Origin of the sequence: Curtobacterium sp. 1544, assembly GCF_040544915.1 — a bacterium.
In the GTDB taxonomy this organism is placed as follows: Bacteria; Actinomycetota; Actinomycetes; order Actinomycetales; family Microbacteriaceae; genus Curtobacterium; species Curtobacterium pusillum_C.
In genome coordinates, this window is sequence record NZ_JBEPKX010000027.1 from 1 (window position 1) to 19,498 (window position 19,498).

Sequence of the window (19,498 nt, forward strand, 5' to 3'; positions counted from 1 at the left end):
GTCGCCGGTGTCGGGGTCGTTGACCTTCACCTGGTAGGTGATGGTTTCGGTGGCACCGATCGCGAGCGGCCCGGACCAGGTCAGCGTGTCCCCGTCGACGGTCGCACCGTTCGTGGCGCTCCCGGAAACATACGTAGCGTCATCGGTGACGTCCGAGAGGTCATCCCGGAAGGATGCCGGACGGTCGGTCGTGTACGCCCGCTGGCCGGTGTTCGTGACGGTCACCGTGTACGTGATCGTGTCACCCGGGTTCACCGCCTGGCTCGAAGCGGACTTCTGCACCGTGTACGACGCTGAAGGGATCTGCACCGAGCATGCCGGGTCCGTGTTCCCGGCGACACAGTTGTTGCCCGGCGTGACAGAGGTGACCGCGTTGTCGATCTGCGAGTCACCCGTGTCGGGATCCTTGACCGTCACCGAGTACTTCACCGTGACCGTGGCACCAGCGGCGACCGGGCCCGACCACGACAACGTCGGGGCGTCGTACGACACGGTGCCGGCGGAAGCGGTGGCGTCGTCGTTCCAGTTCGCGTCGTCGAGGACCTTCGACAGGTCGTCACTGAAGGAAGCTGCGTTGCTGCCGGTGGTGTAGTCCACCTTGCCGGTGTTCTTCACTGTCACCGTGTAGCTGATCGTGGAACCGGGAATGACGTCCGTCTGGTCCGCGGTCTTCGTGATCAGCAGCGACTGCACCGGCGTCGACGTGGTGCATTGTCCCGTTACACAGGTGCCGCCCGGCCCGGTCGGGGTGACCTGGTTGTTCAGCTCGAGGTTGCCGGTATCCGATGCGGAGGAAGGGTTCTTCGGTGTCACCGAATAGGTGATCGTCCTTGTCTGCCCGGCCGCGAGTGCCCCGGACCAGGACAGTGTGGTCCCGTTGACGGTGGCGCCGTCGGAAGCGTCGCCGTTATAGGTTGCGTCATCGAGGACGTCGGAGAGGTCGTCCGTGAACGATGCCGGGTTCGCTGCGGTGTAGGCGCGCTGCCCGGTGTTCTCCACCGTGACGGTGTACGTCAAGGGTGCACCCGGCGTTGCCGACGTGGCCGATGCTGACTTCCGAACGCTGTAAGACTGAGTCAACGCGGTGTTCGAGAACGTGCACACGATCGACCTGCCCACGCCCGGCGGATACGTCAACGCGAACGACGCAGCGGCTCCCGACGCAACGACCTCGTCATTGTTTGCCTCATCAACGCACTGATAAGTCGTGCCGTACGCAGCAAGATTCGCACCACCAGCACCGGCCTCGCTGAGCGTGTAGGTGGTGCCGGTGATACCGATCGTCGGACCAGCCTTCGCCGCCTGCACACCCGTCGCCGTGCCAGACGTCGTCGCACTGATGCCCGACGAGCCCGCCGAACCGATGTTGAGAGTGAACTGGTCAGCCGCGTTCACACGACTCTGAACGTTCTTCTGCAGCGTCAGCGTCGAAGGCGCCGCACAACTGGCGAGGTCGACCCCCGCCAGCGAGCTCGTCGTATTGACGCCCACAACGGCACCGGTCACCGGGTTCACCTTCTGCAGGACCGTCCCACCACCCGAACTGCCGTTCTCCACATAGAGCGAGCCCGCCGAGTCAAACGCAACGCCGTTGCTGACATTGAAAGCCCCGGAACTGATCAGCGTTCCCGGCAGCTGCGTCGTAGTGTTGCGCTGCGGAACCGACGCAGCAGCGACCGACACGAGGCTGGCGTTACTCACGATGAACAGGTCACCGGCAGAGCTGAAGGCGTAGTCACCGTTGGCGCTCGTCGGGCTACCAGGCACTGCCGCAGACGGCACAGTTCCAGCTTGGAAAACAGCGGACGTGTCGGGGTCATACGCCAAGATCGCCGACCCAGCAGCGGTGCCCCCGAAGTAAAACAGACCGTTGACCGGGTTCACCGCTCCAGCCACACGGCTCTGCAGCGCAGCAGGCGCCGCGGTGCGGATGATCGTTCCATCGACAGTGTTGTAGTCAAAGATCTGTACTGCACCGCCAACCAAGCCCGTGAAGTAGGCATGCGTACCGTCCGAGTTGATCCCCAACGAGTTCGGCGTCGAAACATCCGAGGGAAGCGCGAACCCCTGCGCCGCGGTAACGGTCGCCGTCGTCCCTACAGCGCTGAACGGGACGGAGCCGACACGCAGCTCCGTGCTACTGAGCTGGTACAGACTCGTCGTGCAGTTCAAGGCGGCAGCCACAGCCGCCGTCCCACCGCCAAGCACGGCAGCAACCGCGGCCGCGCAGATCAGGACCAGCGCAGTCAGGAAGCCGACAGGCCGCATCAGAATCGATCGTTGTATGAGTGAAGCGCGCATCGGCTCTCTTCCGGTGTGTGCGTGGTTGGCCGCAGTGCGGACCGACCTCCAGGGATGCTGTGATTATTGGCACAACCTCGTAGGAAGTTCAACTAACGCGGAAACGGGGTCACTCTCAAGACGTCGCCTAGAGCCGGTCGTAACGCAGGTTTGAGCAGTTCCCTGACGATCGGCTACCGCACGCCTCGGTGCCGGACCCGGCGCCCGCGGAAATCCGGGGATCTGGGGTGCGCTGATTCGATCTTCAGACCGGTGCCAGCCGATAGCCGAAAGACGTACGCTTGCCCAAGTCCGATTGAGCGCTCACGCGTTCTCGGGCGAAGCCCTGTCGGCAGTGATGTCGGGGGTTGGGCGGCGGCGCCTGAGTTCCAGGGATGTTAGGAGGGCGCCGCCGCTTCCCCGCACCAGCCCCTGACCGGCCGGCGCGTCTGGCTTCGACGATGGCATCATCGACCGAAGGACCCCTCTGGGGCGCTGTAGACAGACAATCACTATGCATTCGTCGCCACTGACCGTTCGGATGTCACTGTTTGGTAACGAGTCGTGACCGCTTCGCACCGAACGATGCAACAACGGAGGACCGCGGCGATGCTCGGTGCGAGGCCGGGTGAGGTGGCGATGAAGTCAGTCGGGGACGCTGTTCAGGCTTGAGTTGCGCTCGCGTCGAGCATCTCGTGAGTGACCACAGTGTCGTCGTGGAGGTGTCGAGCAACTTCGGCACGGTTGCTCAGTTCAGGCCGCTTCTTCACGACGCCTCACCCGACTTCCGGCGCCGCTTCACGAGGGGTTCGCTCTCTCGACGAAGCGCTCGATACACCGTGGTCCGACTGACGCCGAGGACGTCCCCGATCTGCGCCACGGTCATGTCTTGCTGCTCATACAGGCGACGCGCGGTGCGGACCTGATCCGGCGAGAGACGCGGAGGGCGACCACCAGTGCGCCCTCGAGCACAGGCCGCGGCGAGGCCGGCATGCGTGCGCTCGCGGATCAGGTCCCTTTCGAACTCGGCCAGTGCGGCCAATATGTGGAACACGAGCCGACCGCCAGGCGAAGTGGTGTCGATGGTCTCCTGCAGTGACCGGAAACCGACTCCCCGCTCCCCCAGCGCCTGGAGCTGGTCGATGAGGTGCCGAATCGAGCGCCCTAAGCGATCGAGACGCCAGACGACCAAAGTCGGCGACCCCGACAAGCTTGCCCAGGCCACCCTCGACCTCGTGGCCGCCGACGCACCGCCTCTGCGGTTCGCTGCCGGCGAGGACGCCGTGGGCGTCGTCGAGACGATCCTCGACCAGCGCCGCAGCGACCTCGACACCTGGCGCGCCACGTCGACGTCCCTCGGGCTCTAACCCAAGACGGCAGCACAACGGGCACGTGGGCACACGCCCGCGTGCCCGTTGTGCTGGATCGGGCGATGTTGGTGGGGTCGACTGGCGCGTCAGCCGGGTCAGACGCGCCGTCAAAGGCAACGCTGGCGTCTCGATAGACGATCGGCTAGCGAGACCGCCGGAGCTTCGGCGAACGGCGACAAGATGTTCGACCAACTCAAGTGACGCGCACCCTCGGGGAGCATTGCGAGCCCACGTCGGCGACAGGCCTCTGCACGGACCGCTAGCGCACAGCCCTAGCCGCTTACCCCGTCGTAGACCCCGATCAGCCGGTCGAGGAAGGTCTGGACCGTCGCACGCTCCGCGGGGTCCAGGTCGTCGACGATGCACTCGATGCCCTCGATTAGCGGCAGCACGAGGTCGTACGCACGGTCCGAAGAGCGCTCCGCCGCCGTGACGACGAGCTTGCGTCCGTCGCTCGGGTGCCGCTCTCGCCGGACGTGCCCGGCGCCCTCGAGCCGATTCAAGACGAGCGTCATCGCGGCGGTCGAGATCTCGAGCCGACGCGCGAGCTCGGTCGGGGTGGCCGGCCCGGTCGCGATGAGGTGGTCCATCGCCTCGAGCCCCGCAGCGTCGACCGACAGTGCCGCGGCGAGGTGCCGCTCGAAGCGCTGCTGCCGGACACTGACCTGCTGCACGCGGGACCGGATGTCGTCGTCGGGGAGTGATCGCCCGTCGCGTCGCGCCGTCGCCCGGTCGTGGCGGTCCTGCCGGTCGTCGGAGCGATCGGTCGCTGGGTGCTGGTCGTCGTTCGGCACGTCACCATGGTAGTCGTGTACATTGCCAATCTCATTGGTAATCAACGATGTGAGGGACAATGACCGATCACACCCGCGGCCGCGTGCTCATCTCCGGCGCGAGCATCGCCGGCCCGGCGCTCGCCCACTGGCTCCACCGCTTCTCGTTCGAGACGGTCGTCGTCGAGCGGGCGCCGTCCCTCCGCACCGGCGGGCAAAACGTCGACGTGCGCGGAGCCGGGCGTGAGGTCGCGCGCCGGATGGGCATCGAGGACGACATCCGCGCCGCCACGACGGGCGAGGTCGGCACCCGGTTCATCGGTCCGAGCGGCCGGACGATCGCGGCGTTCCCGGCGGGGACCTCGGACTCCGGCGGGGCCACCGCCGAGCTCGAGGTCCTCCGCGGTGACCTCGCGCGGCTCCTCGTCGACGGGACGTCCGACGCCACCGAGTACCGCTACGGTGACCGGATCACCCGCATCGACCAGGACGACAACGGCGTGACCGTGGGGTTCGAGCACGGCCCGGACGACCGGTTCGATCTGGTGGTCGCGGCGGACGGCATCGGCTCGAGCACCCGTCGGCTGGTGTTCGGCGACGAGCCGGAGATCCGTTCGCTCGGGCTCGAGACGACGTACGGCACGATCCCCCGGACCGCGGCGGACGACGACTGGTGGCGCTGGTACAACGCACCGGGTGGCCGGTCGATCACCCTCCGCCCCGACCAGCACGGGACCATCCGCGCGGCGATGTCGGTCGTGACGGACCGGCAGCGGGAGCGAGCCGGTTCCGAGCGCGGCGACCTCGATGCGGTGCGCAGCCGCCTGCACGCGGTGTTCGGCGACGCCGGGTGGGAGGCGGAGCGGGTCCTCGCGGGGTTCGACCACTCCGAGGACCTCTACTCCGAGGCGATCGGACAGGTCCACGCCCCGCGCTGGTCGGACGGCCGGGTGGTGCTCGTCGGGGACGCCGCGTACTGCGCGTCGCCGGTGAGCGGGATGGGCACGAGCCTCTCGCTCACCGGCGCCTACGTCCTCGCCGGGGAACTCGCCGCCCACGTCCACCACCGCGACGCCCTGCGCGCATACGAGCGCATCATGCGCCCGTACGTCGCGAAGGCGCAGCAGCTGCCGCCGGGCACACCGCGGATCGCGAACCCGAGGTCCCGGCTCGGGATCGCGGCCTTCGGCACCGCCGTCCGCGTGGCGTCGCTGCCCCTCGTCGGGCGCCTCGGCGCCCGCTTCGCCACCCCGCCGGCCGAGGCAATCGACCTGCCGGACTACGCGCACCTGGAGTGAACAGCCGTCCAGCACGACCAACGATGCTCAACGAAGAGTTCGTGGCCTATCCGGCGACGAGTGCGTTGAACGCGTTCGGAAGCGCTTCAGGGTGCTGCGCGATGCGCCTCGCGGAACCAGATCGTGCTCGCTAAATGCTCGCACGGCAGGTGACGTATTGGCCCGCGCCGTCGCAGTGCTGGGCCTACCGCAATGCATTCGGAGGGGCGTCGGGCGTCGCGGTATGCCCTGGTGGTGTCTTCTCTAGAACGTGCAGGTTGAGGTGAGTTCTAGGCCCCAAGCGCCGGTAATGCTCGCAGTCGGAGTCTCAATAGGCGATCCGCTACCGAACACCGTTGGGGGCCAGAGCTGGCCGGCTGTGGCGCGACGGAGTGACGGATTGACGGATTGTGGCGACAGCGACGGCCAGGGGAACGATGCCCCCGCCTCAGCGGCGTCCTCGAACACCGCTTGCGACCCGCAAGTGGCCTTCAACGCGTACCGCAAAGTCGGGACAACCGGCGTCAATGAGTGCTTGCTTCAGACTCTTCCGCTGCGGTTGTGAGTTCCAGTACTTGAGCTGCTTGAGCGCCACACTACGCACACGATCAGGGACTGCATCGTCGACGAGACAAAAGAAATCGTCGCAGGTGTACACCTCGTAAGGAGCGCGGTCGTCTTCCGTGAATCCTTGATCTTCCGTGAGTAGAACGTCCGCCTGACAGCCGACCGCGGCAGCGTGCACATGCCGATCGTCTGTGTCAGAGCCGGAGTAAGCAACGGAACCGTCGAAGTCTTGAAGCACCTCGTCGATGGACGCCAAGATCGCCTCACGAATGTGAACCGTGACCGCTCCGTCGGCGTCCTTCTTGTGCCGCCGCAGCGTGTACAGCGCTTCGGCAAGAACGTCCTCGGTCGTGTGCAGCTGGAACATCGCCGGGATCTCCGCGCGGAGCAGGCAAATCCAGTCGCGCAGCGTCCTGCTCACGAACACGTTCGCGTCGACGAAGACTCGTTGCACCACTCTCTAACCGTAGTGGCGAACGCCCAATAACTTCAGTCGAACGCCTCACCCGCGCGAAGGAGCTCATCAGCGGCGTCTCGGCGGCGGTCCTCGCGACGCTGCCGGAGGGCCAAGACGTCGTCTCGACGTAGACGGGTGTGCGTCTTCACCTTCGTCGCTGGGATCTCTCCAGCGGCGATCATCTTCATTAGAGTGGGGCGGGATACGCCGAGCTGCTCAGCCGCGGTCGTCGTCGTCAGCTCTTCAGGAAGCGACGAAGTGAAAATTACGGAGCCGCTCGCCGCGCTCCGGATCGCGCTCTCGAGGAAACGTGAGAGCTGCGCCGGGAGCTGAACCATCGCGCCATCTTCGAGAAGCAGGGCCATCCCACCAACGCGACGGTCGTGTGCTTCATCAACAGCTGTAGACGCTTCGGCTCTTACCGCATCGTCGATCGCCAGCTGCTCTGTGAGCACGGATCGTACGGGTGCCATGACGGCCTCCAAGTATGTCGAGTGTGGGGCTTGGCCCACACTAGGCAACTTACACTCTTAACTGCAAGTGGGGGTTCGGCTGCACGCCGGCCCTGACCCCACGTGATTGGGGTACCTCGAGGCAGCGCATCCGGCGAGTGTGCGCCTGCCCACTACCCGACAGCCGAGACCCGGGCTCATCTTGCATCGGGCTGCTGCAGTCGACGTCCACAACTTGATTCCGAGGCGTCTCGATAGCCGATCGTCTACCGGTCGCTGGAACGACGCTCGGCTCGAGCTCGACGTCGCTCGTCACGCCTCGCCCGCCACTCGGCGTCCTGCTGATCCTGCAGCGGGCTTCGACTCATGCTCCCGCGGGCCGCGAGGAAGATGAGCACGGCGACGACAACCAGGACTACCGGCACGAGCAACTGCAGAATCAACATTGCTACCCCTATCGATCGGTCGTGCCATTCCAGATGTGGGTGGAGCTTAGCGAGCCGTTGGCGACAGAGGTGCCGTCCGGTTGCCGGTCGCTCGCCGGACGGTCTGCAGGGGCCCGCTGGGCTGTGTGGACGGGCCGGAGGAGCTTCGTCTCAACTCCGGCCCGCGCAGGAGCTGGTGAGACCCCTGCGCGTGACCGTAACCCGGGGGCGCGACAGCATCAGCGAGAGTCCGCGATGCGTTGCGCCCGATGCCGAGCGCCGGCGGTCAGATCTTCGCGAGGGCGCCAGCCGTTGCAGCTGCCGCTTCCCAGTCGATGTTCGCGTCAGCAGCAGGGGCGTGGAACTTGACCCGTCCACGCACTGCGGCCTCGGTCGCCGTGTAGAGCGGGTTGTCGAACCCAGCGATGAGCGCCGCGACAGCGTCCTGGAGCCCTCGGTACGCGTCGACGTCGTGCGCGTCAACGCCAGCAGTTACCTTGCTCGCAGCAGCAGCCGCGGTCTTCCGCGCATCAGCGATCGCTTCGCCAGCGTGATCGATCGCCCACGCGTGCAGCGCAGCCACGAGCATGGCCGCCTGATCGTGCGCAGGACCCGAGAGGCTAGCGACCCGGGTGTACCGGTTCGCGGCCATCTCCACGAGCCCTTCGGACTCGAGCCGGGCGATCGCTTCCCGCACCGGAGTACGAGAGACACCGAGCCAGCTCGTGAGCTCCTCATCGTTCAGGCGCTCCCCCGCCTCGAGGGTGCCGTTCTCGATCGCCTCGAGCATCTGCTCGTAGACGACGTCACGGAGAAGACGGCGGGGACCCTGGCTGGTCGGAGACTTCGGAACAGGCATACCGGGACCGTATCCCGGATATCAGTTTCCGGGCGCAGTGCCACGCTAAATCAGGCGATGATGCCCCGTTTTGCCAGTCAGTTGTAGTCGTCGACGACGACGAGCGCCGCGCTGTCGCTGTCTTCGGGGAACTCGCCCGCATCGCATGCAAAGTCCCAGGAGTCGGTGGTGTCGACCAGAGACGGAACCCTTCGGAGGTCATCGGCCTCGCACGTCAGCTCAGTGCCGTCGTCAAATGTGATGGTCGAGATCGGGCTGAACTTGATGCCGTTGCTGTTGAGGATCGTGAAGCCGAGGGTCAACTCGGTACCGAGCGAGGTTGTGTTTAGCACCGCAGAGTCCACCGTATAGAAGCCGGTGTCGGTGTTGTCCGTGATGTCGGTGATCGTCGCGCTGTTGGTGACCTCGAGTGGGTCAACCTTCTCTTGCGCACAACCGGACAGGGAGACCCCGAGAACGATTACCACGGCGAGTGCGACGCCCCCACGCAGGCGGGTCGCACGAGGAATATTCATACCAAGAGCATCGCAGACAAGGACGGCACCGCGCGCAGGACGTGCCCCTCCCTCGAAGCGCCGTCTACACCCAGAGTCGAAGCGGATACCCGACGAGGAGTCAGTCAGCGATGTCCGGTAGCCGATCGGCTATCGAGACGCCGGCGACGTTCTCCTGTTCATCGCGTTTAACACGCGGCACCCCGGGCACCGCGGTCACCGCGACAGTGAGATGGAAGGCGATCGCGAGTGCGATCCCTCCGACGACCAACGGGGCACCTACGAGGAGCAGCAGCATGGGCACCACAGCCCTTTCGAGTACCCAGGTGGCGGCCGCGCTCACGATGAGCGCGGCGCCGAGGATGACGAGCGGGCGATGCAGCCCTGTCACCGTGCGGCACTGTCGGTTGAGGTGCTCAGGTACCAGGTGACGAGTTCCCGTGGATCCACGGGGCGTTCCAGCATCGATTCCGGATCCCAGAGACCTGCCGCCGCGGCGACGGGTTTCAGGGTGGGGACCAGATTCAGGAATGTGCTCGGGAGGATGGGGGTGAGAACGCTGCTGCGGTTCCGGACCGACCCTTCTGACACGCCCAGCATGGTTGCGAGATCGGCGAGAGTGAACCCGAGTACTCGAGCGGCGGCGATCAGCGACCGGGTCGTGCGGAACGCGTCGCGTCGACTCGATCCGAACGACGTGTGCTCGGTTTCGGTTGCCGCGAGCAGCAGGACTTGCAGCGCGGCGCGTTCCCGTGCACTGCGGATCAACGGCACCGTGTGTGCCGCGGTGCGCAGTACCGGGCGGGGTTCGCCTGGTGTGGTGGTGGTCATCGTGCGGGCGCGAGTCTGACGGTCAGGCCGCCGCTGATGTGAACGGCAAGGTTGTAGAGGACCGCGCACACGGCGCCGAGGACCGTTCCTACGAAGAAGGCCAGCGCCGCCACCGGGACGACGAACCGGAGCACAGTCGGCATCGCCAGTGCCGACGACTGCAGCGAGAAGGACTTGTCACCGGTGACGTCGTGCAGGAGCTCATCGATCGGCCGCAGCGCGCCCGTCATGAGGACGACGTTCCAGCCGAAGACCGTGAGCAGCAGGCCGGCGGCGGCGAGGACGAACGAGATCAGGGCGGCAAGCTTCACCCAGGACCAGGTGTCGGCGAACACCAGGCGGAGCTGGGCTTCGCGTCCGCGGTCCCGCGGATGCCGGGTTCCCCGTTGCAGCATGTGGTGGCTCTCCGTGTTGGTCGGTGGGTGGAATGAGGATCGGCGGGCCGCACAGGGGGCGGCCCGCCGATCGGGTGGAAACCAGTGCGAGCCGGTCCCGAACTCAGGACTGATCAGTCTTGAGCGGCACCGCTACCGGGGGTCAAGGCCCGGCAACGGTGATTCAAGGGGCCGGTCGGAGTAGATCGTTGTGTGGCGACAGCTCCGACCGGACCAGCGAATTCGTTAAGCGTTGTCCTGCACGTCGTTGCCGTCGTCGCGGCGGCGTCGACGGACGACCAGCAGGCCGCCACCAAGGGCGAGGAGCATCAGCGCCAGACCGATGCCGGGGCCGACGAGCTCAGTGCCGGTGAACGCCAGACCGCCCGGTGCCGGGGGAACGATCGCCTTCACGATCGCCGTCGACGAGTCCGACCGGGTCGGGTCACCGGACGGGCCGATCCCGGTCGCGGTGGCGGTGTTCGACAGGGTCCCGCTGGTGAGGTCTGCCGCGGTGACGTGGTAGGTCGCCGTGCAGGTCACCGAGGCTCCTGGTGCGAGGACTGCAGACGCTGCGGGGCAGGTCGGGTCGGAGAGCTTCCCGGAGCCGGTGAACTTTCCTTCCTTCGCGGTGACGTCCTTCTGCGTCACGTTGCCCGTGTTGGTGATCTTGAACGAGTACGTCACGACCTGACCAACCTTGGTGATCTTCGCCGTGTCGGAGGTCTTCACCAGCGCCAGCGCCGGGTGCGGCGTGTTCGGCACCGTCACGGTCGACGGCGGCGAGGGCGGCGTGTTGCGGCCGCTCGGCGTCTTGCCGCCGAGAAGGGGCTTCAGATGATCACGTAGGGCAACAACGTCCTCGAGCTCGTAGCGACACCCTACCCCGAGGTTGGTAACCAGGTCCGGATGCGCGTGAAGCAATTGACGGAATGAGAAAGTTTCCCATCCGTTTGGGCGTCTTCCCGGATAGGGAACCAGTGCTGTTTCGCCGCTTATCAAGGCTTGTGCGCGTCGAGGGAGTGTGGAGAGTTCTTCTTCGAGTCCTTCTTGCCTCGCAACATAAAGCGGGTACCAGACCGGGGCGAATTTTGCGGAGCGAAAGATCCAAGGAACGAGCGCGTGAAGCATATTTGCCGCGTTATGATCCAACCGCCCATTCAGCATGTCCAGGAAAAACTCTGTGCGAGTATAGACAGAGTAGCCTTTCAGGCCGAGGCGCTCCATGGTGCCCACTCCAACCACAACCTCGACCTCATCCTCTTGAGCATCGTCAAAAGGAAGCACGTACACGCGGCCGGTCGGCTCGCTAGAGAAAGCGAGCTGATACACGCTCTCCCGGAGTTGGCGCAGCATCCTTACCGGGAAGTGTTGCGGTAATCCGGCGAGCACCTCATACAGTTGCCCGAAGTCGTGAAGTGTCAACTCTCGCACTTGGAAGCTGTGCTCGTCGACTGTTATCGTCGAGTCGCGTAACCCGGGCCCAACAGCATCTGACGGGCGATTGACAAAAATCAATCTCTGATTGAGGGTGTCAAGTTGCTCGTCGGTGAGACACGTCACCAGATTGCCCAGCAGTCGCTGAATGTGCGCATCACCAAGGGAGTAACCGATGAGAATTACGGGATGTTCGACAAAAAGAGTGAGAATCTTTGCAATCAGATATGGGTTCTTATTCCAGTAGTCCTCGTAATCTTCATCAGTCAAAACCATAGACGTCGGGTCCCCCACGCTTCCATGGATCTTATAAATCTCTCCGACAGACTGGGTTGCCGCAAATAGAACGGATTGCTGCCCGATGTAAACCTCCATGTCAGGGAGGGCATCTTCGAGAATGGAATCATAGTTTGTTGTTATGACCGCATGGGTGTGTACCGCGGACAACTTCTCGAGTTCTTCAGCGGTAGCACCTTTATCGGTGAGGTTAAGCCCTTGAAGGTAGAGCGAAAGCTCGATTTTCAATGGGTCGCCTGTCGAGCGAACAAATTGTTCGAACCGCTGCCGATTCGCGGCATACTCCTCGGAGTCAAACCAAATTGGATAGAAGTCGGATGCGATGCGGGAGGCAATGCGCGGGAGGAGCCGATTCGGAGCACCATCCGCTGCGAGACCCTCGTAGTAGTTGAGCGACCGACCCGCGAGAGAAGCGGCGTGCTCGAGGAGGCCACGCCAGGTTGGTGATCCGAGGTAGCGCTGCGAGAGGCCCGAGCCGACGAAGAGCACGGGTAGCGTCCTCGAGGACGTAAGTAGTTCCAGGACTTGTTCGAGCGACTCTGCCACGTAGATCCTTCCCGAGACAAGATCATATTCGGTCTGGCGCACTCGGTCCGGCGCACTCGGTCTGGCGCAGTCGGTCTGGCGCAGTCGGTCTGGCGCAGTCGGCACCTTGGCGACCTCCGCCGCAAGACGCCCTGGCCAGTGATCGTCGTGCTGGATTGGGGTATACCCCAGTGCGACAGCCAGTCGGGGCCCGGTCCGCGTGGTTCTAGAGTCCGCTTGACCCCTTCTGCTACAGATCTGCGCGAAGGTCGAGACGTCACGCAACATAGGACGCAAACGGTCGCCTACGTGTGGGTCAGTTCGACCGATCAGAACCTCGGCCGCCGGCTCGAGGCGATCGGCTATCCGGCGCGCGTCTCGTCGGGGGTGCCGAGGATGCGCTGGACGGCGTCAAGGACGACGGCATCGTCTGCAGGCTCCGGGTCCAGGGCTCGGTGGATGGTGAGACCTTCGATGAGGGCGTCAAGGATTCGTGCGGTTACCGGGTCGACGTGTTCCTCGAGTGCTGCCCGGATGCGCGCCATCCACGTCTGAGTGACCACGCGGTACTCGGGTCGGCGGGCTGCGAGCGTGTAGAGCTCGTGCGTGAGAACGAGGTCTCGATGGACGCCGGGGATGCCGCGGAGGATGACGTCGACCACAGCCGCATGGGTGCCTCCATCTGTGCCGGCTTCGCGCAAGCGCCGTTCGGTCTGCTCGGCAACACCCTCGGCGAAGCGCGTGAATGCCTCCAAGAGCAGCGCATCCATGCCGGCAAAGTGATATGTCATCGAGCCAAGTGATACGTCGGCTACGGTGGCGACCCGTCGGTGGGTGGTCCCGTCGACGCCGGCATCGGCGATGACATCGAGACATGCGTCGATGATCCGACTCCGACGATCCGGGTCCGTCCGGCGGGGCTTCCGGGCCGGTGGGAGCACCGTCATGGCGTCGGTGCGATGTCTCGGATGACCTTGGCCGGGTTACCGACCGCGACGACCCCCGGCGGGATGTCATGGATGACGACGGAGCCTGCGCCGATGACGCTGTCGTCGCCGATGCTCACGCCGGGGCCGACGATGACACCGCCTCCAAGCCACACGTTGTTCCCGATGCTGATCGGGAGGGCTGCTTCGAGCTTGTCGCGGCGCGGCTGCGGATCAGTGGGGTGGGTCGGTGTCAGCAGCTGGACGTTCGGCCCGATCTGGCAGTCCTCCCCAATGGTGATCGCTGCGACATCGAGGGCCGTGAGGTGGTAGTTCACGAAGGTACGAGCGCCAATCCGAATGTTCTCGCCGTAGTCGACGTACAGAGGCGGCTTGACGAACGCGCCCGCTCCGAGCGACCCAAGCAGGTCCTCGAGCATGGGGCGAGCGGCTACCTCGTCGTCGACTGCGGCGCGATGGTATGCATCTGCGAGCTGAACTGCGCGCTGAGCCAGGCGTGCACTCTCAGGGTCATCGGCGATGTACAGATCACCCGCGAGCATCCGCTCGCGATTACTGCGATTGTCTCCAGCGAAGTAGTCAACGGCCATGTGTACGAGCGTACATTCGGTGGCATGAGCGATATGAACTGGAACGCGGGCACCTGGACGACCGCCCCCGCGCACGTGCAGGTGTCCGACGACGGGATGCGTGTCACGGCGGTCGAGGAGAGCGACGCCTGGCGGACTACCTCGTACGGCTTCGTGCACGACACCGAGCACGCCCTCCTCGCGCCGTTCGCCCAGGACACCGCGATGGAGGTGTCGTTCCACCTGGACTTCTCCACCCAGTTCGACCAGGCCGGCATCTTCGTCAAGGTCGACGACAGCACGTGGACCAAGGCCGGCGTCGAACGCAGCGACGACCAGGACAGCCTCGGCGCCGTCGTCACCCGCGGCGTCTCCGACTGGTCGCTCTCGCCCGTGGCGGAGTGGCACGGGCGCCTGGTCACGATCCGCGCCAGCCGCTCCGGCGATGCCCTGACCGTCCGAGCCCGGGTCGATGACGAGCCGTGGCGTCTGGTTCGCGTGGCGCCCCTGGACCCGGACGCCGAGGTCGGTGCCGGGCCAATGTGCTGCGCGCCCTCGCGGGACGACCTGACCGTGCACTTCACCGCCTGGCGGACCGGGCCGGCCGACGCCAGCCTGCACCCAGAAGACTGACCCGGTCAGACGCACTGATGGTTCCCGTTGTCAGGGTCACCGTCGCGCTCGACAGTCAGTCCCTGATCGCAGGGTATTCGCTTGTCTGGTCGGAAGGTCCCCTGCTTACCCGAAGCGGAGGTGGTCGTTCTTCAGTGCGCTGACCCCGTCACGGGCAAAGCTTGTCCAGGTGCTCTGGACTTCTTCTCGCAGACCGGAGGGGACGGCTTGGCCGTCCAGCATGGGAGCGTCGCTCCAGTCGCCGTCGAAGAGAAACGCCAGGTCGATGCAGTGTGTGGCGCCGAAGGGGCCACCACCTTCGGGGTGCCAGTCGAATCGATACGTGGCGACCGTTCCGCCCGCGTTTCGCCAGAGGTCCGCGATGGCGGTGACGTCGAAGATCATCTTGGTCTCGGCTTCGGTTGCCTCGCGGACGGCTGCAGGGCGCTCCGCCTCTGGTAGGCCCGTGATGGCGGGGTTGCCCAGGACGAAGGGAGCTGCCTCATCGTGGGTGCAGCCGATGAACAGTTCGACATCGGGCGCGACCTTCTTCCATTGCTCCTCAACGGAGTCCGGCAGCGGATCGGTGCCGACGTAGGGGGCGTAGGCGAGGTCAGCCGCCAGGCCGAACGGCTGCGCAGCAGCCTGGGCTGCTCGCTGGGCAGCGAGAACTTCGCTGACAGGTGCTGTGGCAGGGTCGGTGGAGAACGCTGCGGTGAACGCGGGCCGCATGGCTTCCACCATCGGAGCCCGCTGACCGACGAGGTCCGTGTTTCCGAAGCGAACACCGATGGGGGCACTCTGGGAGATGGCGCGGCGGAAAAGACCTCGAGCGGCCGGAGCGGCGAGAAGACACAGCACCGAATCGGCACCCGCGGACTGGCCGAAGATTGTGACCTGCTTCGCATCTCCGCCGAACCCAACGATGTTGGCTTGCACCCACCGGAGCGCTGTGAGCTGATCGAGCAGTCCGAGGTTTCCAACTCCGAGTCCTTCGGGGTGGAGGTAGCCCAGTGCCCCGAGCCGGTAGGAGACGTTCACGACGACCACTCCCCTGCGTGCAAGGCTGTCGGGGTCGTACTTCGGGGCTTCGCCGGTACCCGAAACGTAGGCGCCGCCGTGGAACCACACCATCACCGGCAGCCCGTCCGCATCCGTGGGCGCGACAACGGAGAGCACCAGGCAATCCTCCTGCTGAGCGATCCCGTCCAACAGTGGCCCGTTCACGTCGTCCAGGCGGGATGGGTCCTGCGGAGCGGCCGGCCCTCGGGCCGCTCCAGCACGTGCAACATCAGGAGTGTTGATCAGAGTTGGTTTCTGGAACCGCTCAGCGGTGGCATATGGGATTCCCCGCGAGTGTGTGAGTCCGTCCTGCTCGAACGTGTCTACGAGCCCGGAAGTGGTCTTGACCATCGGCAGATCCTTTCATGTCAAACGTTTTGACGTGGGTAGGATACGCCTGGAGGTTCACATTGCAAGACGTCATCGACACCGCCCTGACCGAGTGGCGAGCTCGGTTCCCGGGAGCAGACCTAGCGGTCCTTGAGCTGTCCGGTCGGCTCGCGCTCGCGCAGCGCATCATGTCCTCGAGGAGCGCCGAAGTACTCGCCGATCACGACCTGGAGCTGTGGGAATGGGATGTGTTGGCAGCGTTGTGGCGGTCGAGTGACCAGGAACTCACCATGGGTGAGATCGGCGCGCAAACGTTCATCACTGCTGGGTCAGTGACGCACCGAGTCGGCCGCCTCGAACGACGTGGGCTGGTTGAGCGTCGGCAGGACCCAGCTAGTCGGCGCCGTGTCCTCGTGCGTCTCACCCTGCGCGGTGAAGAGACGGCTGAAGTGATTGCGCCGAGCGTCGCGCAAGCCGCTTTGGGAGACGCGAAGCATCTCACCCGCCTGGATCTCACGCGCCTGAACCAGGACCTCACCATTCTGACGCAACTCATGGCAGGTAGGGCTTCAGGCGGAGACCGGTAGCCAGTCGCCCACCGGACTGGCTCCCGCTGCCTCGTCGCATGCGATGCGGGGCGCTCCGGTCAGTCGTCCCGTCCACGCCCCCTACGGTGACGCGGAGCGACTCCTATCCGGGTCGACCATGCTGCCGCGCGGTGCCGCACAATGCTGGCTCCTGCCTCGCGGACGACCAGCAGACCGCGGGATAGGACACGTTGCTGAACCCAGATACCGACTCCGCCCTCGCTGACGACACAGTCGGGGGCCCGAGTACACCTGCCCAGACGCGAGCCAAGGCACGTGCTGACATGAGGCGGGACACTCGCAGGACCGCCATGGTGTCCCCGGCTCGGCTCGGCTCGGCTCGGCTCAGAACGGATATGCGCTCGGTCGACGAGGTCCGCTGAGCCTCCTCCGACATCTTCTATCGGATCGACCGACCTGCTGCCCTCCTGCTCGGGCCTCTCCTCGTGCTCGGAGTGTTGATTACCTCACCGAACCTCGGTCTGCGGCCCTTTACGACGGATGGACGGCTGGCCTCTCTCAAGGAGCCCGGTCGATTCCCGTGGGACCACCATGGCAGTAGGTTCACGCAACGGGCTGAGCTCATCGGCGCGAAGAGCAGCCAAGGCAACCGAAGCCAAGTACTCACCGACGCGGGCATTGTCGACACGGACCGTGCTGAGCGAAGGGAGGGTCAGAGCCGCAAATGGATCATCATCATGGCCGACGATCGAGAGCTGCTCTGGAACGAGCATCCCCCGCATTCGAGCAGTCCGGACCACACCAGCTGCGACCTGGTCGTTGTAGGCCGCGATCGCCGTCACCCCGGACACACGCCAAACATCGAAGTCTTCCTCGGCACCAGGAATCACGAGGGGTGGGAGTTCGAGTTCATGTGCCGTTCGTTGCGCAAGCTCGATGCGTTCCTCGAGGAGCGAGCGCAGTCGCGGGTCAGCCGTCACCGCATACCCAAGGCGTCGATGCCCAAGCGATGCGAGGTAACGAACCTGCAGCGACGGCCCCTGACCGAACGAGGTGGACTCAGGCGCCGGAGCAGTCGATCCGGGTGACGGGACAATATGGCTAACTCCCGCACGTCGCATTGAAGCAATGTCCGCTGGAGCGAAGGGGCTTGTGGCGATGACGACGTCGGGTGAGAGCGTCTCCCAGAGGGGACGTGTTCGCCCGGAAGAGTGCGCGGTCCAAGTCACCAGCGTGTACCCGGCCGCGTCAAGTGCAGCCGAAGCAGCCTCAAGGTGCGCCCGCATGCTGTAATCCAACGGCCAGTCCGGGAGGACGTACAGCACGATCATCGTCTTGCCCCGCGCGAGCGCCCGGGCACCCGGATGTGGCTGATACCCAAGAGCAGTAGCTGCGTCATGGACCCGCCGCTGCGTCTCTGCGGAGATGGTCTGCCCCGGAGTGCGATTCAGGACGAACCCCACCGTCGCTCGGGAGACCCCCGCCTCCCGCGCGATATCGGCAGCCGTCACTCGCCGAGCAGTCATCGATCACCCCTCCCTCCAAAGCCTAACGGACAACTTGCGCGCGCTAGCCGTGACGGTTACGGTGATCGTCACTAGAGCGGTCTAGTTCCCAACGACGACGGAGTCGCCATGCAACGACGCATCAACCCCTCGAATCCCAAACCCACAGTCCCGGTTCCCCCGGTTCCTGGCGCCGACCCAACCTTGCCGTTGCGTGACGAGGCGGAGTCGCCAGTCACCGTCTCCACGGCAACCGTGCTCGAGGACGTCAGTGGACGCGTCAGTGCCAAATGGATCTGGCTCATGGTCGTCGCCCAGTTCGGCGTGTTCGTTGCGTTCATCACTCCGCTCGCGATCTCGCTCTCGATCCGCCTGCAGGCGATCGCACCGGGACATGCGGAGTACCTCGGCTACATCACGGGCGCGGGCGCTGCGTGGGTGGTGCTCACCGGTCCCTTCCTCGGCATCCTGAGCGACCGTACTCGAACGCGAATCGGTCGACGCAGGCCCTTCATGATCGCGGGCATGTTCGTCGGCATGGTCGCCTTGTTCGTCATGGCCACTGCCCCGACGACGCTCCTGCTTGGCGTCGGCTGGGTCCTTGCTCAAGCAGGATGGGGGTCGGTCCTTGCGGGCCTTCAGGTCCGAACGGCAGACCGCCTCCCGGAGGAACAGCGAGGCAAAGTCGCGGGGCTCACTGGTTTCGCCACGCAGATCGCTCCGGTTCTCGGAGTGTCCGTTGCCGGAGTGTTCGCTGGGGATGCGCTCCTGTTGTTTGTCGTTCCCGGTATCGTCGGCGCGATCCTGGTGCTGCTGTTCGTGATCTTCGTCCACGAGCCCGACAGCAGACGCATGAAGCTGCCGGCGCTGAACGTTGGCGCAGCACTACGCAAGCTTGTGTTCAATCCCCGCCGCTACCCGGACTACAGCTGGAACTGGCTCGGACGGTTCTTCTTCTACTTCGGGCTGTCCCTGAATACGACTTTCACATCGTTCTTTTTCGCCCAACGCCTCGACGTCACCGTGACCGCGGTGGCCGGCATCATCGCGACCGTTTCCCTCGGCGGTATCCTCACCACCACGCTCGGAGCACTCGGAGGTGGATTCCTGTCGGACAAGATCCGGCGTCGACGTCCGTTCGTCTTCGCGTCCGGGATACTGTTCGCCATCGGTGCGGTCATCATGGCGTTTTCCACGAGCCTGCCGCTGCTGATCGCAGGGTCACTCGTGAGCAGCATCGGTATCGGCATGTTCTCCGCGGTCGATCAAGCGCTTCTGCTTGACGTCCTCCCTGAGCGTGACACAGACGCTGGCCGATTCATGGGTATCACCGGATTCGCCACCAGTATCCCTCAGGCAGTGGCGCCCCTCGTCGCCCCGATCTTCCTCGCCATTGGGGCCACCAGCGGCGACAAGAACTACACCCTCGTCTACGTCCTCGCCGGTCTTTGCACCATCGCCGGTGGCGCTGTCGCCATGCGCATCCGCTCCGTTCGTTGACGCTCGC

Annotated in this window: 20 protein-coding genes and 1 pseudogene; 5 read left to right on the forward strand and 16 right to left on the reverse strand. The window is 65.1% G+C overall.

Going from position 1 to position 19,498, the window contains the following annotated elements; translation table 11 throughout:
- Both ABIC61_RS14270 and ABIC61_RS14275 read right to left on the reverse strand, forming a co-directional pair.
- On the reverse strand, positions 1 to 2,301 hold a 2,301-nt coding region (locus tag ABIC61_RS14270), incomplete at its 3' end, for a DUF7927 domain-containing protein (protein ID WP_502908816.1).
- A 745-nt stretch (positions 2,302 to 3,046) separates the two neighbouring features.
- Positions 3,047 to 3,505, reverse strand: coding sequence for a recombinase family protein (locus ABIC61_RS14275; RefSeq protein ID WP_502908817.1), 459 nt, complete (start codon positions 3,503 to 3,505; stop codon positions 3,047 to 3,049).
- 10 nt (positions 3,506 to 3,515) lie between these two features.
- Between ABIC61_RS14275 and ABIC61_RS18640 the strand changes: the two genes are divergently transcribed.
- Positions 3,516 to 3,647, forward strand: coding sequence for a hypothetical protein (locus ABIC61_RS18640; protein WP_502908818.1), 132 nt, complete (start codon positions 3,516 to 3,518; stop codon positions 3,645 to 3,647).
- A gap of 275 nt (positions 3,648 to 3,922) precedes the next feature.
- Here the strand turns inward: ABIC61_RS18640 and ABIC61_RS14280 are convergent, their stop codons facing one another.
- A complete protein-coding gene (locus tag ABIC61_RS14280; protein ID WP_268097060.1) occupies positions 3,923 to 4,444 on the reverse strand; it encodes a MarR family winged helix-turn-helix transcriptional regulator in 522 nt (173 codons plus the stop codon).
- Between the two features lie 59 nt (positions 4,445 to 4,503).
- On the opposite strand from ABIC61_RS14280, the gene ABIC61_RS14285 reads away from it, so the two are divergent.
- On the forward strand, positions 4,504 to 5,721 hold the full coding sequence (locus ABIC61_RS14285; RefSeq protein ID WP_071278456.1) for an FAD-dependent monooxygenase: 1,218 nt from the start codon (positions 4,504 to 4,506) through the stop codon (positions 5,719 to 5,721).
- Between the two features lie 427 nt (positions 5,722 to 6,148).
- Here ABIC61_RS14285 and ABIC61_RS14290 read toward each other — a convergent pair whose 3' ends face one another.
- From ABIC61_RS14290 to ABIC61_RS14335, 10 genes are all read right to left on the reverse strand, one after another.
- Positions 6,149 to 6,724, reverse strand: coding sequence for a PIN domain-containing protein (locus ABIC61_RS14290; RefSeq protein ID WP_354030446.1), 576 nt, complete (start codon positions 6,722 to 6,724; stop codon positions 6,149 to 6,151).
- Between the two features lie 32 nt (positions 6,725 to 6,756).
- On the reverse strand, positions 6,757 to 7,179 hold the full coding sequence (locus ABIC61_RS14295; protein WP_354030447.1) for a helix-turn-helix domain-containing protein: 423 nt from the start codon (positions 7,177 to 7,179) through the stop codon (positions 6,757 to 6,759).
- A 708-nt stretch (positions 7,180 to 7,887) separates the two neighbouring features.
- Positions 7,888 to 8,460 carry a GntR family transcriptional regulator gene (locus ABIC61_RS14300; protein ID WP_354030448.1) on the reverse strand — a complete coding sequence of 191 codons (573 nt, stop codon included), beginning with the start codon at positions 8,458 to 8,460 and terminating at the stop codon, positions 7,888 to 7,890.
- Positions 8,461 to 8,537: 77 nt separating this feature from the next.
- A complete protein-coding gene (locus ABIC61_RS14305; RefSeq protein ID WP_354030449.1) occupies positions 8,538 to 8,975 on the reverse strand; it encodes a hypothetical protein in 438 nt (145 codons plus the stop codon).
- A 100-nt stretch (positions 8,976 to 9,075) separates the two neighbouring features.
- Entirely contained in the window at positions 9,076 to 9,345 is a 270-nt protein-coding gene (locus ABIC61_RS14310; RefSeq protein WP_354030450.1) for a hypothetical protein, read from the reverse strand.
- Positions 9,342 to 9,785 (reverse strand): hypothetical protein, encoded by a 444-nt coding sequence (locus ABIC61_RS14315; protein ID WP_354030451.1) that lies wholly within the window; start codon positions 9,783 to 9,785, stop codon positions 9,342 to 9,344. Before ABIC61_RS14315 ends, ABIC61_RS14310 begins: the two co-directional genes overlap by 4 nt.
- Positions 9,782 to 10,180 carry a DUF3566 domain-containing protein gene (locus tag ABIC61_RS14320; protein ID WP_354030452.1) on the reverse strand — a complete coding sequence of 133 codons (399 nt, stop codon included), beginning with the start codon at positions 10,178 to 10,180 and terminating at the stop codon, positions 9,782 to 9,784. Before ABIC61_RS14320 ends, ABIC61_RS14315 begins: the two co-directional genes overlap by 4 nt.
- A 225-nt stretch (positions 10,181 to 10,405) precedes the next feature.
- A complete protein-coding gene (locus ABIC61_RS14325) occupies positions 10,406 to 12,382 on the reverse strand; it encodes a CLIPPER-2 domain-containing protein (protein WP_354030453.1) in 1,977 nt (658 codons plus the stop codon).
- Between the two features lie 398 nt (positions 12,383 to 12,780).
- Positions 12,781 to 13,365, reverse strand: coding sequence for a TetR/AcrR family transcriptional regulator (locus tag ABIC61_RS14330; RefSeq protein WP_354030454.1), 585 nt, complete (start codon positions 13,363 to 13,365; stop codon positions 12,781 to 12,783).
- A complete protein-coding gene (locus ABIC61_RS14335) occupies positions 13,362 to 13,955 on the reverse strand; it encodes a sugar O-acetyltransferase (RefSeq protein WP_354030455.1) in 594 nt (197 codons plus the stop codon). The genes ABIC61_RS14330 and ABIC61_RS14335 overlap by 4 nt, the downstream gene beginning before the upstream one ends.
- 24 nt (positions 13,956 to 13,979) lie before the next feature.
- On the opposite strand from ABIC61_RS14335, the gene ABIC61_RS14340 reads away from it, so the two are divergent.
- Positions 13,980 to 14,567 carry a DUF1349 domain-containing protein gene (locus ABIC61_RS14340; RefSeq protein ID WP_027467126.1) on the forward strand — a complete coding sequence of 196 codons (588 nt, stop codon included), beginning with the start codon at positions 13,980 to 13,982 and terminating at the stop codon, positions 14,565 to 14,567.
- A gap of 105 nt (positions 14,568 to 14,672) precedes the next feature.
- Here ABIC61_RS14340 and ABIC61_RS14345 read toward each other — a convergent pair whose 3' ends face one another.
- Positions 14,673 to 15,959, reverse strand: a complete 1,287-nt coding sequence (locus ABIC61_RS14345; RefSeq protein WP_354030456.1) for a carboxylesterase family protein — start codon at positions 15,957 to 15,959, stop codon at positions 14,673 to 14,675.
- A 59-nt stretch (positions 15,960 to 16,018) separates the two neighbouring features.
- On the opposite strand from ABIC61_RS14345, the gene ABIC61_RS14350 reads away from it, so the two are divergent.
- Positions 16,019 to 16,525, forward strand: a complete 507-nt coding sequence (locus ABIC61_RS14350) for a MarR family winged helix-turn-helix transcriptional regulator (RefSeq protein ID WP_051597078.1) — start codon at positions 16,019 to 16,021, stop codon at positions 16,523 to 16,525.
- Positions 16,526 to 16,992: 467 nt separating this feature from the next.
- Here the strand turns inward: ABIC61_RS14350 and ABIC61_RS14355 are convergent, their stop codons facing one another.
- Positions 16,993 to 17,817, reverse strand: a complete 825-nt coding sequence (locus tag ABIC61_RS14355) for a substrate-binding domain-containing protein (protein ID WP_231495736.1) — start codon at positions 17,815 to 17,817, stop codon at positions 16,993 to 16,995.
- Positions 17,818 to 17,865: 48 nt separating this feature from the next.
- Positions 17,866 to 18,012, reverse strand: a pseudogene (locus ABIC61_RS14360) (LacI family DNA-binding transcriptional regulator); the annotation flags it as partial.
- 108 nt (positions 18,013 to 18,120) lie between these two features.
- Here ABIC61_RS14360 and ABIC61_RS14365 point away from each other — a divergent pair.
- A complete protein-coding gene (locus tag ABIC61_RS14365) occupies positions 18,121 to 19,491 on the forward strand; it encodes an MFS transporter (RefSeq protein ID WP_354030457.1) in 1,371 nt (456 codons plus the stop codon).
- Positions 19,492 to 19,498 lie beyond the last annotated feature (7 nt).

Excerpts from the sequence above, each read along its gene's own strand:
- ABIC61_RS14315 (WP_354030451.1), bottom strand. The coding sequence starts at position 9,785 with ATGACCACCACCACACCAGGCGAACCCCGCCCGGTACTGCGCACCGCG.
- ABIC61_RS14355 (WP_231495736.1), bottom strand. The coding sequence starts at position 17,817 with ATGATCGTGCTGTACGTCCTCCCGGACTGGCCGTTGGATTACAGCATG.
- ABIC61_RS14365 (WP_354030457.1), top strand. The coding sequence starts at position 18,121 with ATGCAACGACGCATCAACCCCTCGAATCCCAAACCCACAGTCCCGGTT.
- ABIC61_RS14300 (WP_354030448.1), bottom strand. The coding sequence starts at position 8,460 with ATGCCTGTTCCGAAGTCTCCGACCAGCCAGGGTCCCCGCCGTCTTCTC.
- ABIC61_RS14330 (WP_354030454.1), bottom strand. The coding sequence starts at position 13,365 with ATGACGGTGCTCCCACCGGCCCGGAAGCCCCGCCGGACGGACCCGGAT.
- ABIC61_RS14320 (WP_354030452.1), bottom strand. The coding sequence starts at position 10,180 with ATGCTGCAACGGGGAACCCGGCATCCGCGGGACCGCGGACGCGAAGCC.
- ABIC61_RS14335 (WP_354030455.1), bottom strand. The coding sequence starts at position 13,955 with ATGGCCGTTGACTACTTCGCTGGAGACAATCGCAGTAATCGCGAGCGG.
- ABIC61_RS14345 (WP_354030456.1), bottom strand. The coding sequence starts at position 15,959 with ATGGTCAAGACCACTTCCGGGCTCGTAGACACGTTCGAGCAGGACGGA.
- ABIC61_RS14285 (WP_071278456.1), top strand. The coding sequence starts at position 4,504 with ATGACCGATCACACCCGCGGCCGCGTGCTCATCTCCGGCGCGAGCATC.
- ABIC61_RS14340 (WP_027467126.1), top strand. The coding sequence starts at position 13,980 with ATGAGCGATATGAACTGGAACGCGGGCACCTGGACGACCGCCCCCGCG.
- ABIC61_RS14305 (WP_354030449.1), bottom strand. The coding sequence starts at position 8,975 with ATGAATATTCCTCGTGCGACCCGCCTGCGTGGGGGCGTCGCACTCGCC.